The following is a 22,110-nucleotide window of genomic DNA, read 5'->3' as shown; positions in this document are numbered from 1 at the left end:
CAGCGCATAACAGCCGCATATGCGATTGCCTTTTAAGGCATGCGTGCTTGCTCGACCAGTGAAGCAATCGCATCATCCAGCGTTTCGGTGGTCTGATCTTGCGATCCCAACCGGCGCACCGACAGCTTTTGCTCTTCGGCTTCACGCTTGCCGACCACCAAAAGCACCGGCACTTTCGCCACACTGTGCTCCCGCACCTTATAATTAATTTTTTCGTTCCGCACATCAAGCTCGGCGCGCAACCCGGCCGCTTTCAAGCGTTCAAGCACTTGCTGCGCATAGGCATCGGCATCAGACGTAATGGTGGCCACCACCACCTGCACCGGCGCCAGCCATAGCGGGAAGCGTCCGGCATAATGTTCGATCAGAATGCCGATAAACCGCTCGAACGAACCAAAAATGGCGCGATGCAGCATCACCGGACGATGCCGGCTGCCATCTTCCCCCACATAAGACGCATCCAAACGCTCGGGCAGTACGAAATCCACTTGCAAGGTGCCGCATTGCCAATCGCGGCCAATGGCATCGGTCAGCACAAACTCCAGTTTCGGACCATAAAAGGCGCCTTCCCCGGGGTTCAACTCCACCTCAAGCCCCATGGCTTCCGTGGCATCTTTCAACGCCGCTTCCGCCCGGTCCCAAGTGGCATCATCACCCGCCCGCACATCGGGCCGATCGGAAAATTTCACCCGCACCTGCTCAAAGCCGAGATCTTTATAAACCTCGAACAGCAAAGCGGAAAATGCCTCGCTTTCCGAGCGAATCTGATCTTCGGTGCAGAAAATATGGGCGTCATCCTGAGTGAAGGCCCGCACCCGCATCAGGCCGTGCATCGCCCCCGATGGTTCATAGCGATGGCAAGAGCCAAATTCCGACAGGCGCAACGGCAGATCGCGGTAGCTGTGCAAATGCTGGTTGAACACCTGCACATGGCACGGACAGTTCATCGGCTTCACCGCCAGATCACGCTCTTCCGAGGTCAGCGCATACATATGCTCGGCGAATTTGTCCCAATGGCCGGACTTTTCCCACAAAGACCGGTCAACGATCTGCGGGGTCTTGATTTCCTTATAGCCCGCCTTATCCAGCTTACGCCGGATATAATCTTCCAAAGCACGATAGACCGCCCAGCCCTTGGGATGCCAAAAGGCCATGCCCGCCGCTTCTTCTTGAAAGTGAAAAAGCTGCATGCCCTTTCCCAAGCGGCGATGGTCGCGCTTTTCCGCTTCCTCCAACCGATGGAGATAGGCTTTCAGTTCTTTTTTATCGCGCCAGGCGGTGCCGTAAATACGGGTCAGCATTTCATTGCGATGATCGCCGCGCCAATAAGCCCCGGCCACTTTCATCAGCTTGAACGCGCCGCCAATGCGGCCCGATGAGGGCAAATGCGGACCCCGACACAGATCCAGCCAATTATCCCCATGACGATAGACCGAGACTTCTTCGCCTTGCGGCAGATCCTCGATGATTTCCGCTTTATATTTTTCACCGATAGAGCGAAAATGGGCAATGGCCTGATCCCGATCCCACACTTCACGGCGAATCGGCTCGTTGCGGGCAACGATTTCATGCATCCGCGCCTCGATCACCTCCAGCTCTTCGGTGGTGAAAGGCTTGTCGCGGGCGAAATCATAAAAGAACCCGTCCTTGATCACGGGGCCGATGGTCACTTGCGTATCGGGGAACAATTCCTGCACCGCTTCGGCCAGCACATGGGCCGTATCGTGCCTTATCAGCTCCAGCGCTTCTTCTTCATCCCGCGCCGTTATCAAGGCCACATGGGCATCTGCCGTGATCGGCACATCCAGATCACGCAATTGCCCATCCACCCGCACGGCCATGGCCGCTTTGGCAAGCCCCGGGCCAATATCGGCGGCCAGATCCGCACCGGTCACAGGGCCATCGAAATGGCGTTGGCTGTTATCGGGCAGGGTCAGCGTCACAGACATCTGATCGGCCCCTTCTGGCATCGCGGCATGTTCGTCCATCACTCTCATTCCGGTTCATCAAAGCCGACACAGGCTTCGATCACACTTTCTATCGGTCAATGCCTGCGCACAGGCACAGTTTTTCGCACGCTTTCATATGGCACGCTTATGTATGCCAGTTCACCGGCCCACGCAAGGCGTTCGCGGCGTTCAATCCCCGTGCGGCGCAAGCAAAAGGCTATAACGGGCCAACACCTGCTCGCACATGCGTTCCCGCCCAAAGCTGGTGACAATGCGGCTGCGCGTTTTCATGGCTATGGTGCGCCGAGCGGCCGCATCAAGCTGAACCGCCTGCATAAGGGCCTGAGCCAAAGCCGCATCATCGCCGGGCGGCACCAGCCAACCGGTTTCCCCATCCAGCACGGTTTCCCGCGCCCCGCCATGGCGACAAGCCACCACCGGACGCCCCATGGCCTGCGCTTCCACACAAACCCGTCCGAAGGCTTCCGGTTCAATGGTCGGGGCCGCCACCACATCCGCCAGCATATAGGCGGCGGGCATATCATCGCAGTGACCGCCCAGCCGCACCTTGCCGCCCAGTCCGCGCGCCTCGATCAGCGACTCCAGAGCCCGGCCCGCCTGCGGATCGCCTGCCTCGTCGCCAAGAATCAGGCAAAACACATCGTCACGGTCCATCTTGGCAATGGCCTCGATCAGATGGTCAAAGCCATTGCGCGCCGTGATACTGCCCGCCGCCAGAATAATGGCGCGGTCATCAGGCAAGGCATATCGCCGGGCCAAAGCGATCAGCCTTTGGGCCTTGATCGCCGCCGGATTAAAGCGCGCCAGATCGATGCCGCGATGAATCACCGACAACCGCTCTGTGGGGACGGCCCGCAAGGTCCGCACCTTTTCGGCAATAAAATCGGAAATGGCGATGATATGATCGGCACCGGTAAACGCCCGCTCATAGCGCCGCGTAAAAAAGCCGCCCGTTTCTGCCGATACATCACTGACCGTGCTGATGCTGGCACAGCCGGCCGCTTTGGCCGCCCGCAGCGCCGGCCACGCAAATCCGGCGCTTCGCACATGAACGATATCCACCTTATGCTTTTGGATCAGTCGCGCGATTTGGCGTTGCATCAGCCGCATTTTCAAAGGATTGGGCGCCGGCGGCATCAGATTGATATGATCGGCCCCGGCGATTCGCGCTTCCGGCACCAAAGCACCGCCCGACGAAACAATCAGCGATGTCGCCCCGCGCGCCGCCAAAGCCTTGGCCACATCCACCGCCGAACGGGCGAGGCCATGGGGCTCAAGATTATCGATCACCTGCAAGACCGAGGCATCCGCCAGTTCCTTCGACAATGGCCGAATGATAAGGTCGCGTGACGACGAATATTCGGACATATGCACGTCCCGTTTATAACTGATGAAGGAGGATCTGTGACAGCGCCATCCATACTCGACACACCCCATGGCGTCCAGCTTGCCTATGCGCAAAGCAAGGGACAAAGCCCCGGCGTGGTGTTTCTCGGCGGATTCAAATCCGATATGACCGGCACCAAGGCTCTGGCTTTGGAGGCTCATTGCGCAAAAGCCGACCGATCCTTCATACGATTCGATTATATGGGGCATGGGGCTTCTTCGGGCCGGTTTGTCGATGGCACCATCGGCGCATGGCTGAAAGACAGTCTGGCCGTGATCGATCAACTGACCGATGGGCCGCAAATTCTGGTGGGCAGCTCCATGGGGGGATGGCTGGCTTTGCTGGTGGCTTTGGCCCGTCCCCAGCGCCTGCATGGACTGGTCCTGATCGCCCCCGCGCCGGATTTCACCGAAAGGCTGATGTGGGACGGATTTTCCGATGCTGTCAAACAGCAGATCATGGACACAGGGTTTTACGAACAACCCAGCGACTATTCCGACGACCCCTATATCATCACCCGCGCCTTGATCGAGGATGGTCGCAACCATCTGCTACTGGACAAGCCCATTCCCGTCACCGCCCCGGTGCGGATCTTGCAAGGATGCAAGGATGAAGATGTACCCATGGGCCACGCCTTGACCCTGATGGACATGCTACAAAGCGACGATCTCAATCTGTGCCTTTCCAAATCCGGCGATCATCGGCTCAGCACGCCTGACGATCTGGCGCGCCTGATGCACGCCGTGGACGATCTGGCAAGCCGGTAAGCATGGCTCTTATCTAATCAAAACCTATTAGAGCCCGGCCCTCCGGGCTCTAATCCCGCACCAAAGCAAGCTGCACCACATCAATGCTGCCGCCGCGAAATCCCCCTTCGCAATAGGCAGATAAAAATTCCATAGCCTGCGAAACACATCGTCAAAGCCATGCGGCAAGGCCCCCGCTTCAAACGCTGCATTAAAGCGCGTGCGCCATAGGGACAGGGTTTGTGCATAGCTATCGGCAAAGCTGCGCATATCGCACCAGCCAAGCCCGGCTTTCGCTGTATGTTTTTGCAAAGCGGCAATGGTGGGCAACATGCCGCCGGGGAAGATATATGTCTGGATGAAATCGGCGCTTTTCCGATAAGCGGGGAACAGCCCTTCATCAATGGTGATGATCTGCAGCCCGGCCCGGCCACCGGGCTTTAGCACCCGCCGCAATGTGTCGAAATAGACCGGCCAATAGGCTTCCCCCACCGCTTCGAACATTTCGATGGACACCACATGATCATAGCGGCCGGTTTCATCGCGATAATCGCGCAAGGCGAATTGCACTTTATCGGAAAGCCCCTGCCGCGCCATACGCCCGCTGGCATAATCAAGCTGTTCGCGGCTTAGGGTAAGGCCAGTAACGCGGCATCCCCGTTCGGCGGCGGCCACTTCGGCAAAGCCCCCCCAGCCCGAACCGATTTCCAGAATATGATCGCCGGGTTTGACCTGCAAAACATCCAGAAGCCTGCGATATTTCCGCAATTGGGCCGTTTCCAGCCCTTGATCCCCGGGGGCGAATAAAGCAGACGAATAGGTCATGGTCTCGTCCAGCCACGGGCTATAAAAGCCGTTGCCCAGATCATAATGGAACGCGATATTCTTTCGCGCCTGCCCTTTGGTATTGGCCCGCAAGACATGGCGCAACCGATCCACCCCGCGCATCAAGGCTGAACCGCGCAACCCCTGCGCCATACTGTGCCGGTTGGCCGAGCCCAAAGCGCAGACCTGCGCCAGATCCGGCGTGTCCCAATCACCATCCATATAAGAGCGGGCAAAACCAAGCGCCCCGCCGCGGGCCATACGGCCCAAAGCCCGCCAGCGCTTTACATCGAATTCCGCATGGGGCCCATCCCGGGTGCCCTTGAAATAATGCTGGTTTCCATCGGGCAAACGCAGCAAGGCCGAGCCAATTTTCAACCGCCCACGCCCCAAGGCAAACAGCGCCCTGGAGCCGCCCAACCGCGCCATCAGCCAATCCACAGGCGACATCCCGGCCTGCGTGACCTGTAAGGCCCGTTTTCCATGATCTTCCATCATCGCTCCCCAGCAACATACCCCCGAAAGACATGAGTTTACGCGTAGTCCGACACTTCTCAAAGCACCTTGATCACATGGTTTTTTTCATCTCCTTATACCCCTGCAAAGCCCGCTGGCGCGCCTTTTGGTGATCAACAATGGGAAAAGGATAATGTGTCCCCAATAGGATCCCGGCTTTGTCCAGAACAGAGGCCGGTGCGGTCCATGGCTGGTAAATATAACGCGCCGGAAGCGCGGCTATTTCCGGCACATAGTGGCGGATATACGCGGCTTGAGGATCATGGGTCTGGCCTTGGCTGACGGGGTTGAAAATGCGGAAGAACGGCGCCGCATCGGGGCCACAGCCTGCCACCCACTGCCAGCCCATGCTGTTATTGGCCAAATCCGCATCCACCAATGTATCCCAGAACCACCGGGCCCCCGCATGCCAGTGGATCATCAAATCTTTCACCAGAAAACTGGCCACGATCATCCGCACCCGATTATGCATTGTCCCAGTTTGCCATAATTGCCGCATCCCCGCATCCACAATGGGATAGCCGGTTTGGCCGCGCTGCCAGGCCCGCAACCCTGTCTCGTTCTTTTCCCAAGGAAATGTCGCAAAAGCAGGGCGCATGGGGCTTTCAGGCAGGCCGGGGATATGAGCCAAAAGATGATAGGCAAATTCACGCCATGCCACCTGACGCAAAAAGGCCTGTGCGCCCTCTTTCGCTGCATCCATCCTGAAGCACGCCGCCTGTGCCCGGTGCCATAGCTGTCGGGGGCTGATCTCGCCAAAATGCACATGCGGGGACAAACCCGACGTTCCCGCCCGATCCGGTCGATCCCGTGCCTGGATATAGGCCGAAATGTCGTCTTCCAAAAACGCCGCCAAGCGCTTATGGGCGGCCTTTTCCCCCACATCCCAATGCGCATCCAGCCCTGAAGCCCAATCATGGCGCGGCAAAAGGGCCAGATCATCCAGAGCCGCACTTTCCGGCCAGACCTTCGGGACAAACAGATGGTCGGGCGATGCCAGCGGCGCGGGCGGATCGGGCCGCGCCAATATGGCCTTCCAGAAAGGCGTAAACACCTGATAGATCCCGCCTTGTCGAGTGCGGATCTCCCCCGGCGGATAAAGACAGGCCCCCTCAAACAAACGCATTGGCACAGCCAGCGCATCCGCCACGCATTTATCGCGCTTTTGCGCCTCTGGCTCGATCATATGGCTGGCAAAAACCGCTTGCGCCCCAAAAGAATTGCACAGCTCTATAAGAATAGTCTTGGCGCAGCCCTTGCGGAGAACAAGACGGCTGCCCAAGCGACGCAGGCTGTGATCCAATGTCTTGAGACTATGATGCAGCCACCAGCGGCTGGCCGCCCCCATCGCCCAGGAGCCTTTGACCTCCAGCCGATCATCCAGAATGAAAACCGGCAGAATCGGGGCCTTTTCATGTACCGCTGTCATCAGCGCCACATGATCCGACAGACGCAAATCTTGCCGGAACCATAAAATGATGGGTTGAACCAAGGCCATAATGCCTTTCATATCACGAAACAGCTTATGCCCCACCATCGGACCGCCGCATGTTTTCTCCACGATTGAAATCGGAGCTTTGGATCAAAGCCCATATCCGCCGCTGTCAGGCTTTGGATCTGGAGGCGTTCTTACGCCATCGCGGAGATGTGGATGCAGGCGGTATCTTGTTGAAAATCAACGGCTTCAACCGCGGATCACAGCTTTTGGAGCCGACCATGGCCATGGATGGCGGGCGGGCATGGATAAAAAGCACCGGACCACAGCCGGTGGACGACCGCCATGTTGAGGAGATGATCGAAAAGCGCCTTGCCCGCGACCGTGATCTTTGGGTGCTGGAGATCGAAGACCCCCATGGCCGCCATCAACTGGACGAGCCAATCCTTTGAATGTTGGATAATCGAAGCGCCAGCGAACTGCCGCCAGATCAAAAACCGTCATCCCCGGACGTGATCCGGGGATCCAGTCAAGCCACACTGCAGGGCGTTACAAAAAAGATCTGGATTCCCGGGTCAAGCCCGGGAATGACGATCAAAAAGCACGCCGCGGGGAAAAAGCCCGCTTAATGCCGAAAATGGCGCATACCGGTGAACACCATGGCCAATCCGGCCTTGTCCGCAGCCGCGATCACCTCTTCATCCCGCATGGAACCGCCGGGCTGGATCACCGCCGTGGCCCCTGCATCTGCGGCGGCCAGCAGCCCGTCGGCAAAGGGGAAAAAGGCATCGGATGCCACCACCGACCCGAAAGCAAAGGACTGCGCTTCACCGGCGGCTTGCGCCGCTTCTCCGGCGCGCAAGGCGGCAATACGGCTGGAATCGCGGCGGTTCATTTGACCGGCGCCAATGCCCACCGTCATGCCATGGCGCGCATATACAATGGCATTGGATTTCACATGCTTGGCCACGGTGAAGGCAAACACCATATCGCGGATTTCTGCATCGCTGGGGGCGCGCTTGCTGACGATCTTCAAATCATCAGCGGTGATATGGCCAGTATCCCGGTCTTGCAGCAAAAAGCCCCCCGCTACCTGCCGCCATGTCATCAGTGTTTGGGCGGGATCGGGCAGGCCATTGGTGATCAACAACCGCAAATTCTTTTTGGCGGCCATGATCGCACGGGCCTCTTCATCCGCGTCGGGGGCTATCACCACTTCGGTGAAGATTTTGGCAATGTTCCGGGCCGTTTCGCCATCCAATGAACGGTTCAGCGCCACAATACCGCCAAAGGCGCTCACCGCATCACAAGCCAGTGCTTTTTCATAAGCATCACAAAGCGTTTCGCCATAGGCCACGCCGCAAGGATTGGCATGTTTGATAATGGCCACCGCCGGCTGATCCCGATCCAGTTCCGCCACCAGTTCAAAGGCCGCATCGGTGTCGTTGATATTGTTATAGCTAAGCGCCTTCCCCTGAAGCTGCTGTGCCGTGGTCACGCCGATTCGCGGCTGCAAAGGATCTTTATAAAGGGCGGCCTTTTGATGCGGGTTTTCGCCATAGCGCAACACCGCATCGCGGCTGGCAGACAAGGTTTTGCGGGCCGGAAACGGATCATCCAATTGCCGGGAAAACCAGCTTGAAATCGCGCCATCATAAGCCGCCGTGCGCGCATAGGCCCGCGCCGCCAACCGCCGACGCAATCCCAAAGTGGTGCCGCCTTCCTGTTCAGACAATTCTTCAAGCAGCGCATCATAATCGCTGACATCGGTGACCACCGTGACAAACGCATGGTTTTTCGCAGCAGAACGAATCATGGCCGGACCGCCAATATCGATATTTTCGATGCACTCTGCGAAAGGCGCATTTTTGGCGACTGTGTTTTCAAAGGGATAAAGATTGATCACCACCAGATCGATGGGATCGATACCATGATCTTCCATGGCAGCCCGGTGGCTTTCATCATCGCGCACACCCAACAAACCGCCATGTACCAAAGGATGCAGCGTTTTCACCCGACCATCCAGCATTTCAGGAAAGCCGGTATAATCCGCCACTTCCGTAACGCTGATGCCCGCAGCCTCCAGCGCCTTTGCCGATCCGCCCGTGGACAGGATCGACACCCCATGCGCCGCCAAGGCCTGCCCCAGTTCCACCAGCCGGGTTTTATCCGATACAGAAATAAGTGCGCGGCGAATATGGATGATGTCGTTCATGGTGCGGATTCTTCCCTTGTCTGTTCCAAAACGGTGGCATTGTCTGATGATTGCGGCTGGGATTTTGCGGCCCCCAAGCGTTCAAATTGCCACAAAATCTTGCACGCTTCATCGCGCCGCACCGTGCCTTTGACAACAATCTGCTGGCTTTGAAGCGGCACCGCTTCCTGCATATAAAGGCTGTCTTCCAATTCGGCGCTGCCACCTTCAAGGCGGAACAGCCAGCCATGCCGATCGGACAAACGCAACAACACTGCCGAACCACCTTGCGTCACCGAAGCAGTAATTCGGGGATGAAGATGAAAGCGCAGATCAAAGTCGATCCCGCCCCTTGGGATACGGCCTTGGGGCAGCAATTCATCGCAACCCTCCAGCTTGTCGCCGCGCGCGCTCATGGTCAGGCTGCGGCGGTGATCCAGTTTCAAGCGGCGGCGATATCCATCATGGCGCGCGAGATGGACAGGCCATCGGCGCTTTGGCTGCGGCTGATTTCAATGCTGTTCACCCCATCGCCCAGCACGCCATCGCGCAATTCCGTGGAATTGCGGTTGTCCACCACCAAAGTGGAATGGGCCGCCGTCGTCCGCACCAAAGCCGCCATATCCGGCGCCAGAATTTTTGCCCCATCCGGCACCGGACCGATATTGGTGACAATGCGGGCCCCGCCATCCGCCAATTCAAAAGACAACGCCCCTGCATGCCCGCGCATATCCCGGCCAGAAGGCGCAGGCGGCATGGCATCGAACAGCACCAGAAGCCCCCGCGCTTTCATACGCATCAGGCCGCTATAGGGGGCATAATCCAGCGCCTGTCCCGTTGTGCCGGAACGGTCCAGAATACGGCTCACAAGCCCCAAAGGCTCTGCCCCGCCGCCATTGATATGCGCCAAACGGCCATCTTCATGGCGCAAAGCCCGCAAAAACGGTGCCATGCGGTCCAAAGCATGTTGGATATCCAATAATGGCTCTTCTTGCTGGCTCATATACGCATCGCGCACAATGATAAGGCTTTTCATTACCGACAATACATCATCGGGGCAGCGGGTCATAACCCCGCCATCGGCCAAAACGAAAGCCGCCAGCGCCCGACGCAACAGGGCTTCCCCTTTCGCCCGCAAGCCCATCCCGTGGGGCAGATACAACCCGCATAGAATAAGGCCACCCGCCACATCCACCAAAGGCGCGCCGGATGGCGAATCCCCGGCCACCCGCGCCAGATGGCGGGCCTGACGGGCCGTGGCATTCAACACCGCACTGCGATAAACCAGATCGTCGCTTGAAAGGATCAAGGGCGCGTGCAACAGCCAGAAGCCAAGACGCTGGGCCGTTTCCACCGGCGTCCACGCCTCGAAATGATAACGGTGATACCGCGCCAGCCAGCCGCGCATCAGACGTTCTGCAATTGTCCGCGCGCGTTTTTGATCCACCATATGTGCCAGATCGCGCAACCAGTGAAAGCCGAAGCATAGCGCCGCAAGGCAGGTTTTTGCGCCGCCTTGGGCCAAAAGGCGGGGTCATCCACCTCCAGCCTGTCATCGCCCATCACCATATAGCCGGCCAACAGCGCGTCCCCCGCCTGCGGATTACCCGGCCAGGGATCATCGGGGCTGCCCAGCAATTTCAAGGGATGCCGCCCCTTCAAGCGCCATTCATAAAGAAGGGTGCCATAAGCCCAGCCCCTTAGGCGCTGGCCAAGACCGGCTTTCAGCCGATCCACAAGGCTGTCCGCCATCGGCCGTGTCAGCAAGCGTTGCTCCTGATGCACCGGATCCGCCGGTTTCATCTTGATTGCGGCGGGATTGTTCATCAAATGCGCGCCTTATTCCTTGCCCCTCAAAGCCGCAATATTGGTGGCATAAGCGGCTGCACCACCTTTGAAGCTTGCAGTGCCTGCCACCAACACAGTCGCCCCTGCAGAACGGGCAAGAGGGGCAGTTTCAGCGGTGATACCACCATCCACTTCCAGATCGATGGGGCGGCCCGTGGCGTCGATCATCTTGCGCAGCTGTTCGATCTTGCCCAATTGGCTCTCGAGAAAAGATTGCCCGCCAAAACCGGGATTGACCGTCATCACCAGCACAAGATCCACCAGATCCATCACATGCTCTATGGCGCTGATGGGCGTTGCCGGATTAAGCGAAACACCGGCACGTTTGCCCAAAGCCTTGATGCTTTGCAGGCTGCGATGCAGATGGGGTCCGGCTTCAGGATGCACGGTCAGGATATCGGCCCCCGCCTCGGCAAAGGCTTCCAGATAAGGATCCACCGGAGCGATCATCAGATGCACATCGAACGGCTTTTTCGTGTGCGGGCGCAGCGCCTTCACCACCGCCGGCCCAATGGTGATATTGGGGACGAAATGCCCGTCCATCACATCGATATGGATATAATCCGCACCGGCATCATCAATGGCGCGCACCTCTTGACCGAGATGCGCGAAATCGGCGGAAAGAATGGACGGGGCAATGCGTAAAGGCTGTGTCATGCTCTGCTCGTTAGCAGTTTCTTAAACTTTGCTCAACGGCCATGGCAACGCAAATCAGGCAATCTTGCGAAAACGGGCAATAAAAAATCCATCCAGTCCGCCTTGAACCGCCCAATGGCTTGGCAAGGTGCGCACATCGCCGTCTTTGTTCAGGGCCATATCAAGGCCGGGAAGTTCATCGGGCGTGATCGCCATCCGTTCAAAATCCGGGCGGCGCTGCAAAAAGGCGCGGACCTGATCTTCACCTTCTTCGGGTTCCAAAGAACACACGCAATAGACCATCACCCCGTCATCGGCCATGATGTGGGCCACATGATCCAGCAGCTTGCTTTGCAAAGCCGCCAGCTTTTCCACATCGACGGGGCTTTTTAGCCAGCCGGTATCGGGGTGGCGGCGCAAAGTGCCCGTGGCCGAACAGGGCGCATCCAGCAACACCCGTTTGGGGGCCTGTTTTGGGGTCCAGTTCAGCGCATCGGACACCACAATCTCGGCATCCAGCCCGGTCCGTATGAGATTTTCGCGTAGGCGGGCCAGCCGCCGGGCCGACCGGTCAAGCGCAACCACATGCCGCCCTTGGGCCGCCAGTTGCAGGCTTTTACCGCCCGGTGCCGCACAGAAATCAATGGCATCCCCCTCGGGCAAAAGACGCGCCGGCAAGCTGGCTGCGGCATCTTGCACCCAAAGGCGTCCTTCATCAAACCCCTCAAGCGCCGTCACGTCCGTCAATTTTGTCAAACGCACCGACCCTGTGGGCAAACACACGCCCTCGAGCGCCTTGGCCAACGCTTCTTGCTCATGGGGCCCCGCAGGCTCAAATCCAGCGGCGATCGGCAATAATCACCCGCGCCATATCCGAAAGCGTTTCCGCGCCATAGGCCTTCCGCCAGCGATCTGCCAACCAGCGCGGCAAAGCAAGGCTTGGATTTGCATCAAGCTGCGCCAAAAGGCTGTCCCGTTCACGCACCGCCCGGCGCAACACCGCATTCACCACCGGCTTCATGCCCCGGTCCGCACGATGTTTGGCACCCGCGATCAACCGCACAGAGCTATCCACCGCCGCATGATCGGGCACATCCATGAACAAGATCTGCGCCAGACCGCCGCGCAAGACCAGATCCGCATACCGGCATTTATCGGGCACACCCTGGGTCAGGAAATCCGCCAGAACATGGTCTATAAACCCCAAATTACGCAGGGTTTTGGTGGCAATGACCCGCGCAAAAGAGCGGTCCAATCCAATCATGGGCCATGTCTTCAACGCCTGATCCACCGCTCCATCCAATGTCTGATGGCGGTTCAATATATGGTCGAGAATGGCAAGCGCGAAACGGCGCGGGGCAAGGCTATCTGTCATGGCGGCGGACTATGATGCAAAGCGCGCGGCAAGGGAAGCCATGCTCTTGGCCGAAAGCGCAAAAACATCATAATTCAGCGAAAAACACCGTCATGGACGCCAATGATCGCGCCGTCCGGCCCTTGGCACACTGCCCGACACAGAACCCGTGCTCCGGCGAGGCCGCTGGCTGGCCCAAGGCTGGCCCTGCCGATGGGAGGACGGGCCTCTATCACCATCACCCCCACCGGACCCGGCCAAAGCACGCAAAGCGGCAATCCGGTTTTGTGTCGCCGGATGGGTAGAGAACAGGCTATCCATCTTCTCGCCGGACAATGGATTGACAATAAACATATGGGCCTGCGCCGGATTGGCCTCGGCTATATCATTGCGACAACGCCGCGCCCCATTTTGCAATTTATCGAGCGCACTGGCCAAAGCCATAGGCTTGCCGCTGATTTCGGCCCCACCGCGATCGGCGGCATATTCACGGGTACGGCTGATGGCCATTTGCACCAGCATCGCCGCCATAGGCGCGAAAATCATGATCAGAATTGCGCCGAAAATACCCAAAGGATTGTTCCGGTTTCCGCCAAAGAACAGCGCGAAATTGGCCAGCATGGAAATGGCCCCTGCCACCACCGCCGTCATGGTCATAATCAACGTATCGCGGTTTTTCACATGCGCCAGTTCATGCGCCATCACGCCTTCGATTTCATCTTCATCAAGCAACCGCAACAGCCCGGTGGTGGCAGCCACGGCGGCATTTTGCGGATTGCGCCCGGTGGCAAAGGCATTGGGTTGCGCCTGATCCACCAGATAAACCTTTGGCATGGGCAATTGCGCCCGCGCCGCCAAACGAGAGACAATACGGTAAAGCTGCGGGGCCTGCGCTTCATTGACCGGGCGTGCACCTTGCATACGCAGCACCAGTTTATCGGAATTCCAATAAGCAAATCCGTTCATGGCGATGGCCACCAAAAACGCAATAACCATGCCGCCGGTTCCACCCAGCAAAAACCCGATGGCTAGAAAAAGCCCGGTCATCGCCGCAAGAAGAAGTGTCGTTTTGAGATAATTCATCGTTAATCCCGTTGGCCTGTTACCGCATGATGGCCCCGATCATGGCCGCCCCTTATGTGGGTGGCTTCCCATATATGGTCAATGGACGAATCGACCGGGCGGCCCTATATAAAACAGCAAATCAAAGATGCCCCAAAGCCGGAGACTGCCCATGTCGGACCCGAAACCCACAGCCACCGCCCCGGCCTCAAAAGCCGATCAGCCCACCGCCCCACAAAATGCGAAAGAACTGGGCGGCCGCAAAGGGCCGGAACCCACCCGCTTTGGCGATTGGGAGAAAAATGGCATTGCCAGCGACTTTTAAATAACGGTGATTTTAAAGGATGGCGGCGCGACCGGACGATCAGGCGTCGGTCTTTTCCCGCAGGGCAATCAAGCGATCCATCGAATCAATGGCCCGCACGCCAAATTGCATATTGGGATCATTGTCCAGCCGGACCAGCTTGCTGCGCGGAACGCCGAACTCCTCGGCAAAGGCCTTGATATCGGCCCGTTTGAATTTTACCGACGATCCATTGAACAGAATTTTATTCACGCTCAATAACAACGACTCGGTCATCGCAAGCGCGCCGCCATCTTCCATCTCGCTGGCCGTTTCAGGAGCACCTATCAGTTCCAGCTGCGCCAGATCGAGCAAGGCCGCGCCATAGCTGGATTTCGCCACCGTCTGATACGGGTCTTTCTGCGCCAGATACAGAACCCGCTGCCGGGTTTTGTTGCGCATGGCCATGGTGACGCGGGCCAAGGCCGCTTCAAAGCGCCGCGACAAGGTATCTGCTGCCATTGGTACGGAAAAAACCGCGCCAAACAGCGAATAAAGATCGAAATTTTGCTGCGGGTCGGTCATTTCAACGCTCAGCAAGGGAAGCTCCAGAGCATCCAGCGCATCCACCACCGTCTTGGGCGTATTGCCGAAATCCATCAACACATGGGTAGGGTTCAGCGATTGCAGGCGCTCATAATCAATGCTGTGCAGATCCCCACACAAGACACCGCCGCAAGCCCCTCCACCGATTTTGCGCATCGCCCTGTCCGGCCCACCAGATGCGTTCCCAGATCAAGGGCAAACACAAGCTCTGTCAAAGCCGGAGACAAAGACACGATCCGCGCCTCGCCCTCATGGGGCATAAGTATTCGTCCTCGCGCATCCACAAGGGTTTTCATATCACTGGCCATGAAATTGATCGGTCCCGCATTGGGCGTTCAGCCTGCACAGTTTCAATATGATAAGGCCAAAGATGACCCTAAAACAGTCCCGTTGCACGCTGTGTTCAAAAACGATTGCCGGAAAGTGGTGCCGCAAGAGGGACTCGAACCCCCGACCCCATCATTACGAATGATGTGCTCTACCACCTGAGCTATTGCGGCCCGACAAAAGCGAACGCACTGGCACCGGCTTTCATCGGTGCAATGCGCGGCGCAACATAATGATCCAAAAGCAATCCCGCAAGAGCTAAGAACAGGTCTTTGCATCATCGCTCCTAAAGAGCGGCTTGAAATGGCGCCAACCCTATATGCCTCCGCGTCCCCCGCTTGGGTCACGGCCTTGCTCAAGGCCTTGATCTGGCTGGCTGGCCAACAGCCCGATGGCCGATTCCGGCGGGGCCAAATGCGCCACATCACCAGCACGCAGGCTGCTCCATGAAAAACTGTCAAAATGGTTACAGGACGGGCAAATCGGCGCCCAGCGATCCTGACCATGCCCGCAAGATCCACAGCGCCAACAGGCCCGCACACCGCCCTGCTGTGCGTGTTCTGCCAAGGCATGGGCCTTGTCCTGATCCCCTTGATACGCCGATAGGTCGGCCCGCGCCGTCAAAACCCGCCGATCGCCGCTTTCTTCGGCCTGCGCCAAAGCCTCGCGCGCCAGATCAAGGCGCTGCGCCGCCATGGCCGCATCGGCCAAGGCCAGATGCTTTCCAAATGGGCCGGATTTTTGGCACATAATGTTTCCACACGCTTGAGCCGCATATGGGCGGGTTCATCGGCGGCAAGGGCAAACCATGCCTTCAACAGCAAAGGATGCGGCCCCGCCGCCCAGCCGGACAGAATGCGTTTTTCCGCTTTCTTGGCTTGCCCTGCCGCTTGCAACAGCTTTGCTGCCAAGGCCACAGCCGGAGCCAGATCGGGGCGCAAATCCACCGATTCCATCGACAAGCGCCGCGCCGAAGGCTCGTCCCCCGCCAGATCCGCTTCCACCGCCTGACAATAAAGCAAGGCCCCACGATGGCGCTTGGCCAGCGGCTTTTCAAACACCCCGGCCCGTTCCGCTTTTTCCAGCACGGCCAGCGCATCCCCCCAATCGGCAGACGCAACGGCAAAATCAAACACCGTTTTCAAGGCCCATATGCTTTTGGGCCGCAAAGCCAAAGCCTGCGTCGCCAAAGCGCGGGCTTTCGCCGTTTCCCCGCTGGCACGGGCCTCGCCCACCAAACCGCGCAAGCCTAAAAATGCTGCCTCTTTGCTTTCGGCCAACGCTTCATAATGGGCCCGTATCTGCGCTGGATTATCGGCAAGTTTGGCGGCTTCCGCGGCCATCACATGGGTCAAGGGTTGCGAAGGCAATAAGCGCACAGCCTTGTTGGTCAAGCGCTGCGCCAGCTTTTTATCCCCCGCCGACAGCGCGACCATCGCTTGATTAAGGGCGACATAGCCTTTTTCCAGACGCCGCTTGCGCCGTTTCTCTGCCGAAAATGGCAGATCACGAGCGATCAGGGTGATCAGTTTTTGCACCGCCATGCCGGTGAAAACCAGCAAGGCCAGCAAAAAGCCCAACACCGTCATCGACGTTTCGGCCCGATAGCCCAGCCACTCCATACGCACCGTGCCGGGATTATCGGCAAACCACGCCGCGCCAAAGGCCGCTGCCACGATCAACAGCACATATATCAAAAGGCGGATCATGGCGTGGGACGGCTCTCTTGCGGTGCATCGGGGGCCTGCTCAAGCCGATCCTCAGCCTGAGTAGAACCAAGCAAGGTCAAAAGCTGCTGAAAAGCTGCTTTGGCCTTCAACTGTTCATGGGCCGCGCCCAACCAACCGACGAGAACCGCGCGGGCGGCATCGGGCAGCGCTTCAGCCAAGGCCACAGCCCCTTCAAGATCCCCTGCTTCCAAAAGCGCTTCCATCTGCGACACCTGTGCTGCTCCATCGGAGCCATCCTTGGGATCGGCAGGGCGCACCACCACCAGATTTTTCAGCCAAGTCAAAACACCCGGCTCCCCGGCCTTGTCCTGCGTCTGGCCCAAAGCGCCGGAGAGCAAGGCCCGTTGCACATCACCGGCAAGGGCCGCAAAGTCTTTGGTCAAGCGGTCCATACCCGGCAAACCTTTGGCCGCATGGGGGGCCAAGATGGCCAAAGGCTGGGCCGCCCCCAACCGCATCAGCGGCGGCTTATCCACCAGCGCCGCCCTGAGATCCGCCAAAGGCCCCGCATAAGGCTGGCCGGTATCCACACGCCGCCCGATGGCCAAAAGGCTTCCCGCCAGCCCCGGCGTCATCATGGTGACGCCGCGATCCACCGCTTCCAGGCTGGCCATGCGAGAGGTTAAACCCTCCAGCCTTTGATCAAGGCCGCGCCGTTCGGTGCGGGCCGCAGCCAGCGCATCATTGATCGCATTGAACTGGCCCAAAGGCGCGGTGCCTGCCCCGTCCTGATTTTGCGACATCGCCGCTTCCAAGGCCGCCATCCGGTCCCGTAAAGAGGCCATTTCCTGAACGATCCCGGCCGCCGCACCGGCAGACACGCCTTCCTCCGCCCCGCCTTGTGCAGCATCCGGCATCGCCTGCGCCACATCCAAACGGGCGCTCATATCCGCCAAATCGTCTCCAAGGCGATCCAGCCGCGATAAGGTGGCGGTGCTTTCTTCGCCAAGCTGCCGGGCGGCCACTTCTACAATTTTCAAGCGGCCCATCAGATCTTGCTGGGCGCGGCTCAGATCCGCAAGCTGGGCGCGCGCCGTTTCATCCTGTGCCATTCGGGCCATGCTGTTGGCGGGGCGCGGCTCCATCATCCCCCACGCCACCATCTGCCGCTCCACATAGGGCATGGCAAACAGCCCACCGATAAAGCTCAACAGCAATAACAGCAAAAACCACGGCAAAAAGGCCACAGCCCGACGGCCCGACGAACGCGGCCCCTGACCGCTTTTATCCGCAGAATGGGGCGTATCTTCATGAAATTCGCCTTCGATCACCGGCGGATCTTCACCATCATGCCGCTCCGTCATGCCGCGTCCATCCTTGTTTCACCCATCAAACCCACCGCCATAAGCCGCTTCAAGCGCTGCCAGAAGCGCCGGTTCATCGGGATTTGTAGCGACAATTTTGCGCCGCCACCCCTCCCCTGCCGCCTGTGCAACATTGGGCTCAGGCAGGCTGCATCCACCTTTTCCAAGACCCGGTCTTCCAGCTCTTTACGCAGCAAATCCCGAAAAACACGGGCACTGCGTGGAGAATATAACAACACCAGATCAATGTCGCCCCTTGCAAATGCCTGAGCCGCATCATGGGACAGCGCATCCGCCGGTTTGGCTCGATAAACATCACGCGAAAGCAGCGAAAAACCCGCATCTTGCAGCATTTGTTCCAGTACCGCGCCGCGCGTTTCCCCCGCCAGATACAACAAGGACCCATCACGGGGAGAGCACCGCGCAGTCACCAACCGCGCCAGATCGGCCGCATCGCCATCGGCGGATAGCACCTGATCAAACCCCGCTTTTCGAGCGGCCTTTGCTGTGCCGTCCCCAACGGTAAACACCGGACCATGCCAATGGGAAAAGCGGCGTGCAACAGCCCGCACAGCATTGCGGCTGGTGAACAAAAGCGCCTGCATATCCTGCAGTCCGTTAAAATCCACCTCCAATATCTGGATATCCAGCACCGGCGAACATATCACCCGATGGCCGTTATGCCGCAAACGCTCCAAGAGCCGGTTACAATCCGGCTTTGGGCGGGTCAGCAAGATCGTCACCCCATCTGCTCCAAGGCAATGGCCTTCAAGAAATCCTCTCCGGCCTTTTGGCGCACCGTCATCCCTGCGGCATGGCCAATGGCTGCGGCTTCCAAAGCCGCCCCTTCACGGCGATCCTCAAAGCAGACGGCCCCATCCAGCGACAAGACTTTACCAACCAAAGTCAGGCGCGAACCGCTGATCGTCGCCAAAGCGGCAATGGGGGTGCGGCAATTGCTTCAAGGGCGGCCAAAAAGGCGCGCTCTGCTGTCACCGCCTGCGCCGTTGCTGCATCATTCAAAGGCGCCAATAAATCGGCTATGCGGGGATCATCGGCGCGGCGCTCCACACACACGGCCCCTTGCGCCGGAGCAGGCAACATCTGGTCCACAGGCAAAATATTCGTGGCCTTTTCCGCCACACCCAGACGCTTCATTCCAGCATAAGCCAGCAAGGTGGCATCCGCAGCTCCGGCAGCCAGCTTCTTTAACCGCGTGCCCACATTGCCGCGAAAGCTGATCACCTTGAGATCCGGACGCAGTGCCAAAAGCTGGGCCTGTCGGCGCAAAGAAGCCGATCCCACCACCGCCCCTTGCGGCAAATCCATAAGGCACCCGCCATTGGCGGCAATCAAGGCATCGCGGGGGTCTTCGCGCTTTATAAAACAATCAATGGCCAATCCATCGGGCAGATGGGTGGGCATGTCTTTGGTGGAATGAACGGCGCAATCCAAAGCACCGCTATAAAGCCCGTCTTCCAATTCCTTGGTAAACAGACCTTTTCCGCCAATCTCTGCCAAAGGCCGGTCGAGAATTTTATCGCCGGTGGTTTTCACCGTAACAATCTCGATAGACCGGGGAGACAAATGTGAATGTGCCGCCAACAGCGCATCACGCACCATATGCGCCTGCCAAAGGGCCAAGGGGCTGCCACGGGTTCCAATTTTAAGGCTGTGTTGCATCGAATATCTGGTACGTGTATCCCCGCTTTCGGTCAAGCATGAGCAAATGATATGGCACAACATCCCATTATTCTGGGCATTGAAACCAGCTGCGATGAAACGGCGGCGGCGATCGTCAGCGCCGATAAGCGTGTTTTGGCTCATGCCTTATGGAGCCAGGTGGACGCCCATGCGGTTTATGGGGGTGTGGTGCCGGAAATCGCCGCCCGCGCCCATGTGGATCATCTGGATCATCTGATCCGCCAGGCATTGTCCCAAGCGGATATGCAGCTTTGTGATATGGATGCCATTGCCGCCACCGCAGGACCGGGGCTGATCGGCGGCGTGATGGTGGGCGTTGTTACCGCCAAGGCCATGGCGCTGGGGGCAGGAAAACCGTTCATTGCCGTCAATCATCTGGAAGGCCACGCCTTATCCCCGCGCCTCACCGCGGATATAGCCTTTCCCTATCTGTTGTTGCTGGTTTCGGGCGGGCATTGCCAGCTTTTGGTGGTAAAAGGCGTGGGCCGCTATCACCGGCTTGGCTCCACAATCGACGATGCCGCCGGCGAGGCTTTCGATAAAACGGCAAAATTGCTGGGCCTTGGCTATCCCGGTGGGCCGGCCATCGAATTGGCGGCCCGATCCGGCGATCCCAAGCGCTTTTCCCTGCCCCGGCCCCTTACCAACAAGCCGGGCTGCAATTTCAGTTTCTCGGGGCTTAAAACCGCTGTGCGTCGGGCGGCGGAAGCCTTGGAATCAGAACAGGGCGGGGTGCATGATCGTGATCTCTGCGATCTGGCAGCCAGCACCCAAGCCGCCATCGGCGATTGCCTTATCAACCGCACAAAGCATGCCATCGCACAATATCTGGAGGATTATGCCCCAAAAGCCCCGGCTTTGGTGGTGGCGGGCGGGGTGGCCGCCAATGAGACGCTCAGACAGCGACTCACCGGCCTTGCACAAGATCACGGCCTTGCCTTTTACGCACCGCCTTTGTGGCTATGCACCGATAATGGTGCAATGATCGCCTGGGCAGGGATGGAGCGCTTCCAGATCGGTCAAAGTGATCCGCTGGACAGTCCGGCCCGCCCCCGCTGGCCATTGGATGAAACCGCCCCACCCCTTTACGGCCATGGACAAAAGGGCGCCAAAGCCTGAGCAAATCCTTATAGGCTCTTGCGATTATAGATAGATTCGGCCACCGTCTGCATATGGAAAACAAGACAACATTTCGTTCTATCGGCATTTTGGGCGGCGGCGCATGGGGCACCGCCCTTGGCTGCGTCAGTGCGCGTAAAGGGCAAAAAACCCTGCTTTGGGCACGCAATGAAGCGGTGGTGGCCGATATCAACCACAATCACGCCAATCACTTATATTTGCCCGATATCGCGCTTGAGCCGCGTTTAAAGGCCAGCACCAATATCGCCGATCTTGGCGGTTGCGATGCCTTGCTTCTGGTTTCTCCGGCGCAAACCATACGGCACATGGCCTTGGCCTTGCGGCCCCATCTGGATGTGCATATTCCCCTGATCATTTGCGCCAAGGGCATCGAGCAGGAAACCGGCGCATTGATGAGCCAGGTTTTGGGCGATGTCTTGCCGAAAAACCCGGTGGCTGTGCTTTCCGGCCCCAATTTCGCCGGCGAAGTGGCCCGCGACCTGCCTGCCGCCGTCACCTTGGCCTGCCATGATGAAGCCTTGGGCGCCGCCCTTGTCGATGCCATTGGCGCACCCACTTTCCGGCCCTATTATTCGCCCGATGTCATCGGGGCGCAGATTGGTGGCGCGGTGAAAAATGTGCTGGCCATCGCCTGCGGCATGGTGGCGGGGCTGGCTTTGGGTGAAAATGCCCGAGCCGCCCTTATCACCCGGGGCTTGGCGGAAATGACCCGCTTCGGGCTGGCCCTTGGGGCCTTGCGCGAAACCATGACCGGCCTGTCGGGGGTGGGTGATCTCATCCTTACCTGCTCTTCGGAACAATCACGCAATATGTCTTTGGGCAAGGCGCTGGGCGAAGGCCGTAAAATGGCCGATATTCTGGCCGAACGGCGCGGCGTTGCCGAAGGGGCGGCCAGTGCGGCTGTGGTGCAAAAACTGGCACTTGAAGCCGGCGTGGATATGCCCATCGTCGAGGCTGTGGCCACCTTGCTGCACTCGGACGCCGATGTCGGAGACGTCTTGAAGCATCTGCTCAGCCGACCATTTCGGCATGAAGGGATTTAA

21 protein-coding genes, 1 tRNA gene and 2 pseudogenes are annotated in these 22,110 nt (G+C 58.6%); 5 read left to right on the top strand and 19 right to left on the bottom strand.

Annotated elements, in window-relative coordinates; translation table 11 throughout:
- Positions 1-32: 32 nt before the first annotated feature.
- On the bottom strand, positions 33-1,949 hold the full coding sequence (thrS, locus tag JCM17844_RS05610) for a threonine--tRNA ligase (RefSeq protein ID WP_150000185.1): 1,917 nt from the start codon (positions 1,947-1,949) through the stop codon (positions 33-35).
- A 189-nt stretch (positions 1,950-2,138) separates the two neighbouring features.
- Complete coding sequence (locus JCM17844_RS05605; RefSeq protein ID WP_210431439.1) at positions 2,139-3,338, bottom strand: glycosyltransferase family 4 protein; 1,200 nt, start codon at positions 3,336-3,338, stop codon at positions 2,139-2,141.
- On the opposite strand from JCM17844_RS05605, the gene JCM17844_RS05600 reads away from it, so the two are divergent.
- Positions 3,339-4,124 (top strand): alpha/beta hydrolase, encoded by a 786-nt coding sequence (locus JCM17844_RS05600; RefSeq protein ID WP_150000044.1) that lies wholly within the window; start codon positions 3,339-3,341, stop codon positions 4,122-4,124.
- Between the two features lie 27 nt (positions 4,125-4,151).
- On the opposite strand, the gene JCM17844_RS05595 is transcribed toward JCM17844_RS05600, so the two are convergent.
- A complete protein-coding gene (locus JCM17844_RS05595) occupies positions 4,152-5,426 on the bottom strand; it encodes an SAM-dependent methyltransferase (RefSeq protein WP_210431437.1) in 1,275 nt (424 codons plus the stop codon).
- 70 nt (positions 5,427-5,496) lie between these two features.
- Entirely contained in the window at positions 5,497-6,942 is a 1,446-nt protein-coding gene (locus tag JCM17844_RS05590) for a cryptochrome/photolyase family protein (RefSeq protein WP_150000043.1), read from the bottom strand.
- Positions 6,943-6,992: 50 nt separating this feature from the next.
- Between JCM17844_RS05590 and JCM17844_RS05585 the strand changes: the two genes are divergently transcribed.
- On the top strand, positions 6,993-7,331 hold the full coding sequence (locus tag JCM17844_RS05585; protein ID WP_150000042.1) for a DUF1491 family protein: 339 nt from the start codon (positions 6,993-6,995) through the stop codon (positions 7,329-7,331).
- Positions 7,332-7,504: 173 nt separating this feature from the next.
- On the opposite strand, the gene purH is transcribed toward JCM17844_RS05585, so the two are convergent.
- The 7 genes and pseudogenes from purH to htpX all read right to left on the bottom strand — a co-directional run bounded on the left by purH (position 7,505) and on the right by htpX (position 13,994).
- Positions 7,505-9,094, bottom strand: a complete 1,590-nt coding sequence (gene purH, locus JCM17844_RS05580; RefSeq protein ID WP_150000041.1) for a bifunctional phosphoribosylaminoimidazolecarboxamide formyltransferase/IMP cyclohydrolase — start codon at positions 9,092-9,094, stop codon at positions 7,505-7,507.
- Positions 9,091-9,866: pseudogene (locus JCM17844_RS15855) on the bottom strand (heparinase II/III domain-containing protein). Before JCM17844_RS15855 ends, purH begins: the two are co-directional and overlap by 4 nt.
- A gap of 614 nt (positions 9,867-10,480) precedes the next feature.
- Positions 10,481-10,900 carry a hypothetical protein gene (locus JCM17844_RS05565; RefSeq protein WP_150000038.1) on the bottom strand — a complete coding sequence of 140 codons (420 nt, stop codon included), beginning with the start codon at positions 10,898-10,900 and terminating at the stop codon, positions 10,481-10,483.
- A 12-nt stretch (positions 10,901-10,912) separates the two neighbouring features.
- The gene (rpe, locus tag JCM17844_RS05560; RefSeq protein WP_150000037.1) at positions 10,913-11,578 is read right to left on the bottom strand and encodes a ribulose-phosphate 3-epimerase; all 666 of its coding nucleotides are present in this window, start codon (positions 11,576-11,578) and stop codon (positions 10,913-10,915) included.
- A gap of 54 nt (positions 11,579-11,632) precedes the next feature.
- Positions 11,633-12,313 (bottom strand): RsmB/NOP family class I SAM-dependent RNA methyltransferase, encoded by a 681-nt coding sequence (locus JCM17844_RS14530; protein ID WP_210431435.1) that lies wholly within the window; start codon positions 12,311-12,313, stop codon positions 11,633-11,635.
- 76 nt (positions 12,314-12,389) lie between these two features.
- Positions 12,390-12,932: a transcription antitermination factor NusB gene (locus tag JCM17844_RS14525; RefSeq protein WP_210431434.1), complete on the bottom strand. Its 543-nt coding sequence runs from the start codon at positions 12,930-12,932 to the stop codon at positions 12,390-12,392.
- A 90-nt stretch (positions 12,933-13,022) separates the two neighbouring features.
- The gene (gene htpX, locus JCM17844_RS05550) at positions 13,023-13,994 is read right to left on the bottom strand and encodes a zinc metalloprotease HtpX (RefSeq protein ID WP_150000036.1); all 972 of its coding nucleotides are present in this window, start codon (positions 13,992-13,994) and stop codon (positions 13,023-13,025) included.
- Positions 13,995-14,145: 151 nt separating this feature from the next.
- Here htpX and JCM17844_RS05545 point away from each other — a divergent pair, with 151 nt between their 5' ends.
- A complete protein-coding gene (locus tag JCM17844_RS05545; protein ID WP_235898922.1) occupies positions 14,146-14,298 on the top strand; it encodes a DUF1674 domain-containing protein in 153 nt (50 codons plus the stop codon).
- A gap of 39 nt (positions 14,299-14,337) precedes the next feature.
- Here the strand turns inward: JCM17844_RS05545 and JCM17844_RS05540 are convergent, their stop codons facing one another.
- The 8 genes and pseudogenes from JCM17844_RS05540 to hemC form a co-directional block, all read right to left on the bottom strand.
- The gene (locus tag JCM17844_RS05540; protein WP_210431433.1) at positions 14,338-14,982 is read right to left on the bottom strand and encodes an ABC transporter substrate-binding protein; all 645 of its coding nucleotides are present in this window, start codon (positions 14,980-14,982) and stop codon (positions 14,338-14,340) included.
- Positions 14,934-15,170, bottom strand: a complete 237-nt coding sequence (locus tag JCM17844_RS05535) for a hypothetical protein (RefSeq protein WP_150000033.1) — start codon at positions 15,168-15,170, stop codon at positions 14,934-14,936. The genes JCM17844_RS05540 and JCM17844_RS05535 overlap by 49 nt, the downstream gene beginning before the upstream one ends.
- 116 nt (positions 15,171-15,286) lie before the next feature.
- Positions 15,287-15,362: transfer RNA gene (locus JCM17844_RS05530), tRNA-Thr, on the bottom strand.
- A gap of 142 nt (positions 15,363-15,504) precedes the next feature.
- Positions 15,505-15,900, bottom strand: coding sequence for a hypothetical protein (locus JCM17844_RS05525; protein ID WP_210431432.1), 396 nt, complete (start codon positions 15,898-15,900; stop codon positions 15,505-15,507).
- Entirely contained in the window at positions 15,810-16,898 is a 1,089-nt protein-coding gene (locus JCM17844_RS05520; RefSeq protein ID WP_150000031.1) for a heme biosynthesis HemY N-terminal domain-containing protein, read from the bottom strand. Before JCM17844_RS05520 ends, JCM17844_RS05525 begins: the two co-directional genes overlap by 91 nt.
- The gene (locus JCM17844_RS05515) at positions 16,895-18,223 is read right to left on the bottom strand and encodes a hypothetical protein (RefSeq protein WP_150000030.1); all 1,329 of its coding nucleotides are present in this window, start codon (positions 18,221-18,223) and stop codon (positions 16,895-16,897) included. Before JCM17844_RS05515 ends, JCM17844_RS05520 begins: the two co-directional genes overlap by 4 nt.
- Positions 18,220-18,966 carry a uroporphyrinogen-III synthase gene (locus JCM17844_RS05510; protein WP_150000029.1) on the bottom strand — a complete coding sequence of 249 codons (747 nt, stop codon included), beginning with the start codon at positions 18,964-18,966 and terminating at the stop codon, positions 18,220-18,222. Before JCM17844_RS05510 ends, JCM17844_RS05515 begins: the two co-directional genes overlap by 4 nt.
- Positions 18,963-19,906, bottom strand: a pseudogene (gene hemC / locus JCM17844_RS05505) (hydroxymethylbilane synthase). Before hemC ends, JCM17844_RS05510 begins: the two are co-directional and overlap by 4 nt.
- Before the next feature lie 51 nt (positions 19,907-19,957).
- Here hemC and tsaD point away from each other — a divergent pair.
- Positions 19,958-21,046 (top strand): tRNA (adenosine(37)-N6)-threonylcarbamoyltransferase complex transferase subunit TsaD, encoded by a 1,089-nt coding sequence (tsaD, locus tag JCM17844_RS05500; protein WP_150000028.1) that lies wholly within the window; start codon positions 19,958-19,960, stop codon positions 21,044-21,046.
- Between the two features lie 53 nt (positions 21,047-21,099).
- On the top strand, positions 21,100-22,110 hold the full coding sequence (locus tag JCM17844_RS05495) for an NAD(P)H-dependent glycerol-3-phosphate dehydrogenase (RefSeq protein ID WP_150000027.1): 1,011 nt from the start codon (positions 21,100-21,102) through the stop codon (positions 22,108-22,110).

The organism is Iodidimonas gelatinilytica (genome assembly GCF_008579125.1).
Classification (GTDB): domain Bacteria; phylum Pseudomonadota; class Alphaproteobacteria; order Sphingomonadales; family Rhodothalassiaceae; genus Iodidimonas; species Iodidimonas muriae.
This window is presented reverse-complemented; position numbering and strand designations above follow the sequence as displayed.